Below are 13,193 nucleotides of genomic sequence, written 5' to 3' on the forward strand. Positions count from 1 at the left end.
TTATTCCACGAAAGATGTTGCACCGGTGGTTGTGCGAATGAAAGGAGCAGAGGGCATGCCTCTTACCCCACTACGTATTTACAGTTCAAGGTGATCGCGCCCTCGAATCATTGGCAGTCCTTTCGAACGACAACCAAAGCTCAGGGAAGGTTTCATCACGTCGATGCGCGCGGCCGCCTGCTATTGCGCTGGCCTTCGGCCAGAAGAAGGACATTGCCCCAACGCTTGCCACCCTGATGCCGGACGTTCCGACCTGGTGGGTTCCAGAAAGCCTTGCCGGCGGTTTCTTGCCGGTGCTCATGATCGTGGTGGGTGCGTTGATCGTGGTCACGGGCCGGCGGTTTAAGCGCATGCTGGGGGCGCTGTGATCGAGTTGAAAGGCTTTGGTGACCTGGCGCGCGTTTTGAGCGATGCACAGAAGGCCATTGCAGGGCTCGATGGAGACATTGGCACAATCTCATTCAACCCGCACGAGCCGGCCAGCCTTGAGGCTGCGATTGCAAGGATGGAAGCCTTGATCGATGAAAGGCTGCGCGGTTATGAGCGCAACCCGATCGTCAAGGATCTTGCGGCTCAGGCCAACCCGCGTGGCCGCCGCTCGTGTCAGGGCAAGGTCGGATACCGCGGACCTGTGTCGCCGACTTCGGGCGGCTGGCCCAAGATCAAGCTCGACCTGACGGCTGACGAGGCATTGGTCCTACCGTCAGTCCGGCGGCCGGTCTTCCACCCCTATTCCGACATGCCGGCGGATGGCATGTTCATCAACAGCTACTCATACGAAGAAGCCTTCGGGGAGAAGATGCGTGCGCTGGCTGAGCGCACGCGGCCGCGCGATCTCTACGACGTCATCAATCTGTACCGTCACGGCGACACGCGGCCGTCTGCCGCGCTGCTGCGCGACGTCCTGACGAAGAAGTGCAATTTCAAGGGCATAGCGCTACCAACGATGGCGAGCCTTGAGCCGCATCGAAGTGATCTCGAGGCCATGTGGGACAGCATGCTTGCGCATCAGCTCCCCGTCCTGCCGCCAGTTGCAGATTTCTGGTCGGCGCTGCCGGAAGTGCTCACGTGGATCATGGGCGGAGTGGTCGCCGTACAGCCTGCAGCCTATGCCGGGCGCGGCGATGAAACGACGATCCGCACACGCGAGCTCCCGCGCGGCATCCGCCGCGGCGAACAGGCTCAGCGCACCATGCAGGGCCGCTTGTTGTCAAAGCTCCAGTTGGGGATCAGGTATTGCATGGCCTGCGCATCGTTGCGCGCGCCCAGGCCGTGCTTCAGGTACAGCTGGTGCGCCTTCTCGACCTCGTCCATGTCGAGCTCCACGCCCAGGCCGCCGCGCGTGGGCACCTTCACGCAGCCGCCCTCGATCTGCAGCGGCGCCTTGGTCAGGCGCTGCCCGTCCTGCCAGATCCAGTGCGTGTCGATGGCCGTGACCTTGCCCGGTGCCGCGGCCGCCACATGCGTGAACATGGCCAGCGACACGTCGAAGTGGTTGTTCGAATGCGAGCCCCAGGTCAGGCCCCAGGCCTGGCACAGCTGCGCCACGCGCACCGAGCCCTGCATCGTCCAGAAGTGCGGGTCGGCCAGCGGAATGTCGACCGACTGCAGCGAGAGGCTGTGCACCATCTCGCGCCAATCGGTGGCGACCATGTTGGTGGCGGTCGGCAGACCCGTGGCGCGGCGGAACTCGGCCATCACCTCGCGGCCGGAGAACACGCCTTCGGCGCCGCAGGGGTCTTCGGCATAGGCCATGACGCCGTGCAGGTCGCGGCACAGGCGGATCGCATCGGCCAGCAGCCAGCCGCCGTTGGGGTCGAGCGTGACGCGCGCCTTGGGAAAGCGCTCGTGCAGCGCGCGGATGGCCTCCACCTCTTCCTCGCCGCGCAGCACGCCGCCCTTGAGCTTGAAGTCGGTAAAACCGTAGCGCGCATGCGTGGCCTCGGCCAGGCGCACGATGGCTTCGGGCGTCATGGCTTCTTCATGGCGCAGGCGGAACCAGTCGTCGTCGGCGCCGGGGTCGCTCTCGTAGGGCAGGTCGGTCCTGGTGCGGTCGCCCACGTAGAACAGGTAGCCGAGCATCTGCACGGCATCGCGCTGCTGGCCTTCGCCGAGCAGTGCGGCCACCGGCACTTCGAGATGCTGGCCCAGCAGGTCGAGCAAGGCCGCCTCCACCGCCGTGACCGCATGGATGGTCACGCGCAGGTCGAAGGTCTGCTGGCCGCGACCTGCGCTGTCGCGGTTGGCAAAAGCGCTGCGCAGGCTGTTGAGCACGGCGTTGTGGCGGCCGATGGGCTGGCCCACGATGAGGCCGCGCGCATCCTCGAGGGTCTGGCGGATCTTCTCGCCGCCGGGCACTTCGCCGACGCCGGTGTGGCCGGCGCTGTCGGTCAGGATCAGCAGGTTGCGCGTGAAGAACGGACCGTGCGCGCCGCTCAGGTTCATGAGCATGCTGTCGTGGCCTGCGACGGGCACCACGCGCATGGCGGTGACCACGGGGCTGGAGAATGAAAGAGAGGAGGACTGAAGTGTCGTCATGGGCTCAGTGAAGGAGAAGGGTCCGCGGCGCGGACCCGTGGCTGTCAATCGGCGGTGATCTTGCGTGTCTCGATGAGCGTCTTCCAGCGGGTCCACTCGCGGGCCTGGAAGGCGGTGAATTCGGCGGGCGTGCTGGCGACGATCTCGAGGCCCTGCTCCACCATGCGCTTCTTCACCTCCGGGTCATTGATGGCGGCAATGGCGGCCGCGGCCAGCTTCTCCTTGACGGCCGGCGGCAAGCCCTTCGGCGCCGCAAGACCTTGCCAGGAATAGACCTCGGCCCCCTTCACCCCGGCCTCGGCCAGCGTCGGCACATCGGGCAGGACCGGGGAGCGCTTGTCGCCCGTCACGGCGATGGCGTGGAGCTTGCCGGCCTTGATGTGCTGGAGCACGGCATTGACGTTCTGGAACGAGAAGTTCACCTGGTTGCCCAGCAGATCGTTGATCGCAGGTGCGCCGCCCTTGTAGGGAATGTGGAGTCCTTCGGTCTGGGTCTGCTGCCAGAAGACCTCGGCAGACAGGTGGTCCGACGACCCGTTGCCCGAGCTCGCGAAGCTCACCTTGCCCGGGTTCGCCTTCAGCTCGGCAATCACTTCGGCCACGGTGTGCGCCTTCTGCCCGGGGCTGGCGACCAGCACGTTCGGCGCCTGGACCGGGACGCTGATGTAGTCGAAATCCTTGGTCGCGTCGTATGGCACGCTCTTTTGCAGATGCGGCGTCACCACGTAGGCACCGAGCGAGGAGACCAGCAGGGTGTAGCCATCCGGGGCCGCGCGCTTCACGAATCCGGCGCCGATCGTGCCCGTGGCGCCTGGCTTGTTGTCGACAAGGAAGGTCTGTCCCAACTTGGTCTGCATCTGCAAGGCCATCGCGCGCGCCACCATGTCGGTCGATCCGCCCGCCGGGAATGGCACGACGATGGTCACGGGCTTTTCAGGCCAGTTCGCCGTCTGCGCAAAAGCGGCCATCGAAACCGAGCACGCCAATGCAATCAAGAGCTTTTTCATGATGTCTCCGTTGGATGAATGGATGAGGGGAGCTACTGCGGGCCGAGCGCGTCGATCAGCGCCTTGAGCTGCTCCATCTCCGCAGGCTTCAGGTCGGTCAGCGGTGCGCGCACCGGGCCGGCGTCGTGGCCGACGATCCTGGCGCCGGCCTTGACGATGCTCACGGCATAGCCGGGCACGCGGTTGCGCAGCTCCAGGTACGGCATGAAGAAGTTCTTCAGCAGGCGATGCTGGGTGGCCATGTCGTCGTCGCGCACCGCCTCATAGAACTGCACCGCGGTCTTCGGAATGAAATTGAACACAGCCGACGAATACACGGGCGTGCCCATGGCCTTGTAGGCCGCGGCATACACCTCCGCCGTGGGCAGGCCGCCCAGGTAGGCGAAGCGGTCGCCCATCTTCTGGTAGATGGCGACCATGGCCTCGATGTCGCCCACGCCGTCCTTGAAACCGACGAGGTTCGGGTTGCGCTCGGCCAAGGCGGCCAGGGTGTCGGGCTTGAGGCGGCTGGTGGCGCGGTTGTAGACGATGACGCCGAACTTCACGCTCTTGCACACGGCTTCGACGTGCGCGGCCAGGCCTTCCTGGCCGGCTTCGGTCAGGTAGTGCGGCAGCAGCAGGATGCCGTGCGCGCCGGCCTTCTCGGCCGCCTGCGCGCACTGGATCGCAAAGCGGGTGGGGCCGCCGGCGCCCGCGATGATCGGCACCACGCCGCGGCAGGTGTCGACCGCGGTCTGGATGATGCCGGGGTACTCGTCGCCGGTCAGCGAGAAGAACTCACCGGTGCCGCCGGCCGCGAACAGCGCGCTCGCGCCGTAGGGGGCGAGCCATTCGAGACGCTGCTCGTAGCCCTTCTTGTTGAAGTCCCCGTTCGCGTCGAAGTCGGTCAACGGGAACGAGAGCAGGCCGGAGCCCATGATGGATTTGAGTTCTTGAGGGTTCATGAGGAAAGCGCCCCAAAAGGAGCGGAAATGTGCCTGGCAAGAGACCTCGCGCGACGATTGGCCACGCGATCTGCGCACGTGATGTTAACGTTAACAGTCAATTTTCCTCTTGGGGCTAACCCCAACCTGCTCGGCGAACGCCAAGTGCGCGCGCCTGCCCTCGCTTCCACTGGGAAAACAAACCCTCCCTGCCGGGTTTATCCGAATGAACGCCCAATTTGGTTGCGCTAACAATTAGATTTGTTAACGATAACTTCCCCGCACCGAGGGCGGGCAACCCACAGGAGACAAGGCATGAAGAAATTCACGATGCTGGCGGCTGCATCGGTCGTGGCCGCAGGATGCGGTGGTGGCGGGTCGAACGGGTACGCCTTCATTCCAGCCCCCGCGGCACCTCCACCAGCCCAGGCGGCGGTGACCGACGACTGCGCCGCCGTGCCGGGCGCGGTAGCGGCCCCCTCTTCGGCAGCACTTCCCCTGGTCCTGCAGACGATCAAGGTCAACGGCGAGGACCGCCAGTACTACGAGTACGCGCCGCGCGACGTCGCTGCCCTTCGCGACCAGGATGCCAGGGGCGTGGAAGTGGTCGTCTCATTGCACCGGGCGGGGCAGTCCGCGGAGGACAACGCCCGTCTCACCGGCTGGCCCGCGCTCGCGGAAGAGAAGGGCTTCGTCGCGATCTTTCCGGTGGCCAAGCCGACGGGCTGGAACACGGCCAAGGACACGGCCCGGTCCGACGATCACGCGTTCATCGTCGCAGCGGCCGCAGCCGTGCGCACGCGCTACGGGCTGCCATCGACGATGTCGACTTTCCTGACCGGCGCAGGATCCGGCGGCGTCATGGCGCAGGAGCTCGCCATGCGAGAGCTGGGCGTCATGGCCACCGGCGTCGCGTCGTTCGGCGCCGCCGCCGAACCGGCTACGCTCAATCTCTCCGCGGAAAGTCTGCCCAAGACCGCGATGGCCGTCTGGCAATTCCAGTGCGGCGCCGATCCATTTGCCAAGCAGACGGGCTTCTGGCGGCAAGCGAACCGAACGGATGCACAGAACCAGCAGGCAGTTGGCGATCTTCCGACGGTGACGGATTTCGTGAAGGACAACCCGGTCCAGCAAGTCAGGCTGTCACGGCTCGACCGTCCGGCGGAATCGCCCGCGATCTCGAGGCTGGTCTGGGAAGAGCTGTTCGGCAAGGTGGTGCGCTTCCCGGACAACAAGTCCTACAACGGAACGCTGCATGCGGAAAAAAGCATCGCGGACATGGGGCTCACCGAAACCATCAAGAGCCTGCGCCCCGGCGAGCCGCGGCGCTGGTTGACGTACGTCCCTCCGCAGTATCAGAAGCTGGTGGCGGAAGGAAAGAAGCTTCCGCTCCTGTTCTCTTTTCACGGCCGCAACGGGTCGGCCCGTTTCCAGGCGCAGATCTCGGAGTGGCACGACGTGGCGCGCGACGAAGGCTTCATCGTCGTGTATCCGCATGGTCTCAAGGCGACCTGGACGACATCGATCGATGCAGACAATCCCGACGTCCAGTTCTTCCTCGATCTGCTCGATGAGATGAAGAGGACCTACCAGATCGACGATGGCCGTGTCTTCCTGAACGGATCGTCGCAAGGGACCGCGCTCACGAACCGCATCGCGGTCCAGCACCCGCAGCTGTTCGCGGCGATCGCGCCTTGCTACTCGGGGCACCTCTCGGCCGCCAGCTATGCGAATCCCATTGTGCGGACCGACATCGCGCTGCCGGTGTGGCAATGCCGGGGGGAGCAGGAACTGCCGACCGAATTCCCCGGGGGCACCGCGGGCGAGACGGCCGCGAGAACGTTCTGGCGTGAAACCGTCAACCAGAACTTCTCCTCGCCAGCGATCGCGACCGACGGGCGGCGCACGACCGAGATCTGGAACAGCGGACGCGCGGAGTACCGCTGGCAGATCACCTCGGACATCGGCCATGCATGGCATCCGGGCCAGGCCCGAAAGATGTGGGACGAAATGCTGAAGCGCTATCGCCGCAACCCCGACGGCTCGTTGCAGCGCCTCTGAAGCCCATGGCCATCGGAGATCCATCATGAAGACAGTCCTGAATCACCGGCGCATCTTTCCTGCGCTCCTCGCATCCATGCTGGTGCTCGGCTGCGGCGGAGGCGACTCGCGCGGCAGCGGAGGGTTTTGGATCCCCGGCGGAGGCGGAGGCGGCAACCCTGAGGACCCGCCCGCGCAACCCGCAGCGCCGGTGTTCAGGGCCGCGGGCCTGGTGTACGGCACGCCAGCCGCAACAACGGACGACAAGGGCAACGACACCGTGAGCATCCCGGTGCTCACGCAGAGCGGCGCAAGAAGCTTGTCGGTTGCCGTTCCCACCGCGAAGACGGCCGCCCTCCTCGCCAACCTCGCGCCCGGCAACCTGGTGGACTGGATACCCGGCAGCGATGCCGGCACGGTGGCCATTCCGGCCGGCGCCACGCCGATCTTCAACGTCATCCTCGCAAAGGGCAAATCGACCGCCGCCCAGTTCAACCTGAAGAAGTACGGCGCGGCGGTCAGCCGGAACGACAACGCGCCCGGCCCCATGGTCGCGGCGGGCTGGGTCTACGACAAGACGGGAGCCACCATCACCGTCGGCGACGGCCAGAACCTGACGGCGGACCAGGCCGGCCGGCCCTATGCGCAGCCGATCAGGCGCTACGAGGAAACCTATGCGGTCTCGCCCGATGTGAAGGTGTTCAACGTCAACACCGCCGACTATGCGAAAAGCGCCGTTTCCGACTTCGCTTCGATTCCGGTCACCGCCAGCTACGACCACAGCACCACGTCGCGCCAGAGCGCCTATCTGCTTTTCGACAACAACCACCTCGCGGCCGATTCGGCCAAGGTGGTCGCGATCTGGTACTTCACACCGCAATCGACCACGGACGGCAAGCCGGTGTGGGACGTGCCCACGCTCAGCACCATGCTGGCCGACAAGGGCAGCGATCCTGTCTCCGGCCAGCCGTACAGCAAGATCAACGCGACCTCGCCGTCGTCGGCGCCGTACTCCCGCAGCACCGAGCCGTTCGAGATGGTGAAGAACACGATGTACTACGTGGGCGACAACGAAGTGGCCTCGTACCTGCTCAGGGCCGACATGGGCACGCCCAACGATCCGTCGGACGACAAGGTGATCAAGGTCGATGCCGGATGGCCCAACAGCGGCTACCAGTACTGGAGGAACATGGAGCTCGTCGGCGCCGATCCGCGATTGGTCACCGACATCTGGCTGACGCATGGCCACAGCGACCACTACGGCACGGTCGTCGAGCAGCTCAGGATGATGGACAACGCCGGCAAGCCGATCGCGCTCTGGGCCTCGAAGGAAGATGCCGCGGGCGTCACGTCCGACCTGCAGGGCAACGCCTGGAACATCACGGGGGCGCTTCCGGCCAGCGAGACCGTGATCCGCGAGCGCATCTCCCATTCGTACGAATACGACAAGTGGTACGACTACGGCAACGTGAAGATCATGGTGATCTGGTCGCCGGGCCACACGCCGGGCAGCACCAACATGCTGTTCAAGGTGAAGAACCCGGACGACGGCAAGTTCTACACCTTCGGCTACCACGGGGGCTACGGCTTCAATGGCCTCAACAGCCCGACCGCCGCCAACGGCTGGCTGCGCCTGTCGTTCCAGCATGGCTTCAGCTACCTGCAGAACACGCTCGACGTCGACTTCGTGGCGCCGCAGCACACCAACCAGTTCCCCATTGTCGAGGTCTACCAGGCGCTGAAGGCCCACAACCGCGACCCGGCGAACGCGGGCGCCCCGCTGACCATGCTCGATGCGATGCGCTCGAAGGTGTTCGACTCGCCCGCCGTCGGCGGCGTGAATATCACCGGCGAGTTCTCCAACCAGTTGGAGAAGCGCCGCTCCGTGGTGTCCTACGCGGCGAGCGACACTGCGAATGCGACGTACAAGAGCATCGAGACCTCCGGTCCCTTCAAGCCCGGGCGCGAAGCCGGCCTGACCTCCGTGTCGGCCAGGATCCTGGACGACGGGAAGATCATTCAGGGCTTCGTGGGTCCGCAGAACAAGAACCCGAAGCTCCCCCTGCTGGCAAACGGCATCACGACGTCGACGGACCAGTACGTGAACGATCCGGGCGGGTACTACGTGCAGGTCGCCATCGACGTGCAGGACACGGTCTACAAGGGCTACATCCCCGAGGGCTTCACGCAGTTCAGCCCGGGCCTGGGGGCCACCATCACCTACAAGGGCGGCCCGGTCGAGTCCGTTCATGCGGACAAAGGCAGCTTCCATCCGCCGGAGTACCTGCGCACGCAGCGCCTGGGTTCGCTGGCCGATGCGCAGGCCGTGCTCGCCACCATCGCCAAGGGGCAGACGAAGACCATCTCGCTCACCCGGGCGAGCGAGATCGTCGTGCCGGCCGTCGTCACCCAGACCTTCCAATGAGGCGGGGCCGCTGTGCGAGGAAGGCCGCTCGCCTCCTTCCGTCGGTCCTCGCGCTTTGCATCGCCGTCCTTGGATCTTCCGTGGCTGCGCAAACAGATGATCCCGAAGCGCAATACGAGCTGGCACGGCGATACAGCAGCGGCGCGGGGGTGCCGATGGACAAGGGGCAGGCGTTCAAGCTCTACGCTGCCTCCGCCGCCCAGGGCTTTGCGAAGGCGGAATATGAACTCGCCAACCACTACCGCGGCCAAACGGGCCGGGCACTGGACCTGGACATGGCATCCGGCTATCTCGAACGGTCGGCGCGGCACGGGTGCGCACCGGCCCAGGCCGACCTGGGCTTCGTCTACTTCAACGGAAACGGCAGCACGCCCAAGGACCTCGCGAAATCGTTCCGCTGGTTCAAGCGCGCCGCGGACGGCGGCGCCGTGATCGCGCAATGCATGGTGGCCGACTTCTACAAGCAGGGGCTGGGCGGCGTCGAGCAGAACCCTCGCGAGGCATTCAAGTGGTACCGGCTGACCGCGACCCGGGCCGACCGATGCGCCGCGAAGTCTCAGTATGAGCTGTACGCAAGCTATGCCTCGGGCAGTGGTGTCCGCAAGGACTTGCCGACGGCCATGGCCTGGTTGAAGCGCGCAGCGAAAGCCGACAATCCCCAGGCTCAACGCGCCCTGGGCCTGGCTTACGAGAACGGTGTTGGCGTCGAGCGCAATCCGGTGCTCGCGCGCACGTGGCTCAAGAAATCCCGCGAAGGGGTCGCACCGCACGATGACCATGAGCACGAGGACGAACCGAAACCGGGGCGCGTCCCTGTCCCGGGGCACGCCCACTGAGGTGCGCCAGCAGGGTCCGGGACGCTAGGCGCTCGCCCGACGAACGATCGTGAAGCCCACGTCGACGATCAGCTCCGGCGGACGCCGTCCCGCGGCCCGCTCGACGATGCAGTCGGCCGCGATCTGGCCGATGCGCCGCCCGTCGATCCGCACGGTGGTCAGCGCCGGGTCCAGGTCCGCCGCAAAGTTCAGGTCTCCGAAGCCGACGACCGAAAGATCGGCGGGAACGCCGAGGCCGGCGGCACGCGCTTCGGTCAGCACGCCCAGCGCCAGCATGTCGGAACTGCAGAAGACCCCGTCGACCGGCAGGTTGGACTGCAGGATCGAGCGCAGGGCCCGCCGGCCGTCGCTGAGCTTGGTCGGCGCGGGGACGAGATGCACGATCGGGGCCACGGCGCCCTGTGCCTGTGCCATGGCTGTGAACGCTTCCGCTCGGCGCACCGACCGGGGATCGTCGCCGCCGATCAGGGCGAGCCGCCGGCGGCCCTTCTGCAGCAGGTATTCCGCGACGCTGCGCCCGACGGCCTCGTGCGAGAAGCCGACCAGCATGTCGATCGGATCGAGCGCCACATCCCAGGTCTCGACGATCGGAATGCCCGCCGCGAGGAGCCGCTGGCGCCCGAGCTCGCTGTGCACGACGCCGGTGAGCACGATGCCGTCGGGCCGCCGCCCGATGATGTCGCGCACGAGGTCGTCCTCCGTCGAAGTGCTGTAGCCGCTCTGCCCCACCATGAGCTGGTAGCCGTGCTGCTGGAGCCGGGAATTCAGCGCCTCGATGGTGTCCAGGAAGACAGGCCCTGACAGGGTCGGCACCACCGCCGATACCAGGCGCGTCCTGGCGGAGCGCAGCCCCCCCGCGCCGCGATTCGGCACGTAGCCCGTGGACGCCACGGCCGCCTGCACCCTGGCGAGAGTCTTGGCGTTGACCGAGTGGGGCGCGTTGAAGACCCGCGACACCGTCATCGCCGACACGCCCGCGAGCTTGGCGACGTCCATCACGGTGACGCTCAGATGGCGAGGCTGCAAAGGACGATCGGTCATGGTTGGAAGCGGACTATAACGGCCGGGGCTGGCGCCTTCCGGGGCCCGCACCGGGAATCAGGTTAAGCTTTTCGCGCCCCTTGCCACCGTCCATGCCGACCCCTTCGAACAAACAACCTGCCGCGGCAGGACGTTCCGCGCCCTCGCCTCTTGCGCCGCGCCGCGGAAGAGTCGCCGGCGGCATCACCCTGCTCGAAGTCGCTCGCCTGGCGGGCGTCTCCGCGATGAGCGTGTCGCGCGCGCTGAACACGCCCGAGCAGGTTTCGGCCGCCATCCTCGCGAAGGTTCGCGCGGCAGTCGAGTCGACGGGCTACGTCGCCAACCGGGTGGCCGGAAGCCTGGCCTCCCAGCGAAGCCGCCTGGTCGCGGCTGTCGTCCCTTCGATTGCCGGGCCGGTGTTCCAGGAAATGGTGCAGTCCCTCATCGCCGAACTCGCGGCCCGCGACCACCAGTTGATGCTGGGCCAGAGCGGCTATGGCACGCAGAAGGAGGACGCCCTGCTCGACGCCATCATCGGACGTCGGCCCGACGGCATCGTGCTGGGCGGCGTCGTGCCCTCTGCGGCCGGCCGGCGGCGCCTGGTGGCCTCGGGCATTCCCGTGGTGGAGACGTGGGACATGGTGCAGGACCCGATCGACATGCTGGTCGGCTTCTCGCACGAGGCCATCGCGACCGCCGTGGCCACGTTCCTGATCGAGCGCGGCCGTCGTCGCCTGGGGTTCATCGGCGGCAATCACGAGCGCGCGGCCCGGCGGGCCAGCGCTTTCGTCGACTCGGCGCTGCGCGGCCCGGCGCGCGGGCGCGCGGTCGCTGTGCAGGTCGAGACCGTGGTGGCGCCGGCCACCGTGCGCAGCGGCCGCCAGGCGCTGGGCGAGATGCTGCGGCACCAGCCCGAGACCGACGCCATCTTCTGCAGCTCGGACGTGCTGGCGCTCGGCGTCGTCACCGAGGCCGCGGCGCGCGGCCTGCGCGTGCCGCAGGACCTCGCCGTGGTCGGCTTCGGCGACCTCGATTTCGCGGCGGATGTCTCGCCCTCGCTCACCACCGTGCGCATCGACAGCACGCGCATCGGCCAGCTCGCGGCTCGGTTCATCGTGAGCCGCAGCGAAGGCCTCGAGGTCGAAGAAGCCAAGGTCGACGTGGGCTTCTCCATCGTGACGCGCGAGAGCGCCTAGATAGAAACCCGCACACGCGGGACCGCATAGGGCCGTACCATCGGCTTTTGGTAGCGCTACCAAACAATCAAAGCAAGCCAGATGTCCACCACCATTCGATCGATCGACTGTCTCCAGCTTCGACTGCCCTTCGACCACGGTGCGCCGGCACCGCTGTTCGCCGGGCGGCCGAGAACCACATTGGACAGCGGCCTTGTGCGCGTCGAACTCGACAACGGCCTGGTCGGCTGGGGCGAATCGTATGGCGCCGAACTCGACGCGCTTTCGGCGATCTTTCGCAGCCGGGTCGCCCCTCTCGCGACGGGCCGGGACGCGGCGGACCCCGAGCTCATGGCTTCGCTCGAACGCACGCTGCACAACATGGGCCGCTCGGGGCCGGTATTGCATGCGCTGAGCGGCCTCGACATCGCGATCTGGGACCTGAGGGCGAAGATCGCCGGCGTGCCGCTGCATGTCCTGCTCGGCGGAGCGCGACGCACGCGCCTGCCCGCGTACGCGTCGCTGCTTCAGTACTACGGCGACACGGCGCTGGTGGCCAGGAATGTGGAGCGTGCGCTGGCGGCCGGCTTCCAACAGGTGAAGCTGCACGAGAAGACACCCGAGGCCGTGGCCGCTGCGCGCGGCGTGATGGGCCCGGACATGCCGCTGATGGTCGACGCGAACTGCGCCTGGACGGTCGGCCAGGCCGACGAGGTGGTGGCCAGGATGGCGGCCTTCGGCCTGCACTGGATCGAGGAGCCGCTCTGGCCGCCGGAGGACACCGAGGCACTTCGCGCATTGCGCGTGCGAACCGGCGTGCCGACCGCCGCGGGCGAGAACGCCAGCAGCGTGCATGAACTGAGCGCCATGGCGAGAGCCCAGGCCGTCGACTACCTGCAGCCCTGCGCGATCAAATCGGGCGGCGTCACCACGCTGCTGCGGCTCTCGCGCGAGTGTGCCGGCAGCGCCGTGCACTGCGCACCGCAGTCGGCCTTCTTCGGCCCCGGGTTGCTGGCCACGCTGCATGTGCTGGCCGCGCAGGAGGACGAAGTGCATGTGGAGCGACTCTTCTGCGATCTCGGCTTCACGCCCTACGGCGACACCGTGCCCTGCATCGACGGCGCCTTTCAGCTGTCGGACCGGCCCGGGCTGGGCGCCGACCCGGAAGCAGCGCTGCTCGACAGCGGCTTCGTGCGCCGCGTCTAGAGCTTGTTCTCAGGAGACAAAAA

The 13,193-nt window shown here is 66.7% G+C and carries 10 protein-coding genes and 1 pseudogene; 7 read left to right on the top strand and 4 right to left on the bottom strand.

Annotated elements, in window-relative coordinates:
* Window positions 1-110 precede the first annotated feature (110 nt).
* Entirely contained in the window at window positions 111-368 is a 258-nt protein-coding gene (locus tag L1081_RS29390; protein ID WP_489417014.1) for a hypothetical protein, read from the top strand.
* Window positions 365-991: pseudogene (locus L1081_RS29395) on the top strand (nucleotidyl transferase AbiEii/AbiGii toxin family protein); the annotation flags it as partial. The gene L1081_RS29390 and the pseudogene L1081_RS29395, both read left to right, overlap by 4 nt.
* A 191-nt stretch (window positions 992-1,182) precedes the next feature.
* Here L1081_RS29395 and gudD read toward each other — a convergent pair.
* From gudD to kdgD, 3 genes are read right to left on the bottom strand one after another with little or no spacing between them, the layout of a single operon-like run.
* Window positions 1,183-2,538 carry a glucarate dehydratase gene (gene gudD / locus L1081_RS29400; protein ID WP_489417015.1) on the bottom strand — a complete coding sequence of 452 codons (1,356 nt, stop codon included), beginning with the start codon at window positions 2,536-2,538 and terminating at the stop codon, window positions 1,183-1,185.
* 44 nt (window positions 2,539-2,582) lie between these two features.
* Window positions 2,583-3,545, bottom strand: a complete 963-nt coding sequence (locus L1081_RS29405) for a tripartite tricarboxylate transporter substrate-binding protein (RefSeq protein ID WP_489417016.1) — start codon at window positions 3,543-3,545, stop codon at window positions 2,583-2,585.
* A gap of 32 nt (window positions 3,546-3,577) precedes the next feature.
* The gene (kdgD, locus tag L1081_RS29410; RefSeq protein ID WP_489417017.1) at window positions 3,578-4,489 is read right to left on the bottom strand and encodes a 5-dehydro-4-deoxyglucarate dehydratase; all 912 of its coding nucleotides are present in this window, start codon (window positions 4,487-4,489) and stop codon (window positions 3,578-3,580) included.
* Between the two features lie 294 nt (window positions 4,490-4,783).
* Here kdgD and L1081_RS29415 point away from each other — a divergent pair, with 294 nt between their 5' ends.
* The 3 genes from L1081_RS29415 (at window position 4,784) to L1081_RS29425 (ending at window position 9,769) form a co-directional block, all read left to right on the top strand.
* The gene (locus tag L1081_RS29415) at window positions 4,784-6,529 is read left to right on the top strand and encodes a prolyl oligopeptidase family serine peptidase (protein ID WP_489417018.1); all 1,746 of its coding nucleotides are present in this window, start codon (window positions 4,784-4,786) and stop codon (window positions 6,527-6,529) included.
* 25 nt (window positions 6,530-6,554) lie between these two features.
* Window positions 6,555-8,933 (top strand): MBL fold metallo-hydrolase, encoded by a 2,379-nt coding sequence (locus L1081_RS29420; protein WP_489417019.1) that lies wholly within the window; start codon window positions 6,555-6,557, stop codon window positions 8,931-8,933.
* 80 nt (window positions 8,934-9,013) lie between these two features.
* Window positions 9,014-9,769, top strand: coding sequence for a tetratricopeptide repeat protein (locus L1081_RS29425; protein WP_489417020.1), 756 nt, complete (start codon window positions 9,014-9,016; stop codon window positions 9,767-9,769).
* 24 nt (window positions 9,770-9,793) lie between these two features.
* Here L1081_RS29425 and L1081_RS29430 read toward each other — a convergent pair whose 3' ends face one another.
* Window positions 9,794-10,810 carry a substrate-binding domain-containing protein gene (locus L1081_RS29430; RefSeq protein WP_489417021.1) on the bottom strand — a complete coding sequence of 339 codons (1,017 nt, stop codon included), beginning with the start codon at window positions 10,808-10,810 and terminating at the stop codon, window positions 9,794-9,796.
* 92 nt (window positions 10,811-10,902) lie between these two features.
* Between L1081_RS29430 and L1081_RS29435 the strand changes: the two genes are divergently transcribed.
* Both L1081_RS29435 and L1081_RS29440 read left to right on the top strand, forming a co-directional pair.
* Entirely contained in the window at window positions 10,903-11,985 is a 1,083-nt protein-coding gene (locus L1081_RS29435; protein WP_489417022.1) for a substrate-binding domain-containing protein, read from the top strand.
* Between the two features lie 81 nt (window positions 11,986-12,066).
* Complete coding sequence (locus L1081_RS29440) at window positions 12,067-13,170, top strand: enolase C-terminal domain-like protein (protein ID WP_489417023.1); 1,104 nt, start codon at window positions 12,067-12,069, stop codon at window positions 13,168-13,170.
* Window positions 13,171-13,193: the final 23 nt, after the last annotated feature.

This window comes from Variovorax sp. MSC1_012 (assembly GCF_023667525.1).
Lineage (GTDB): Bacteria > Pseudomonadota > Gammaproteobacteria > Burkholderiales > Burkholderiaceae_C > Variovorax > Variovorax beijingensis_B.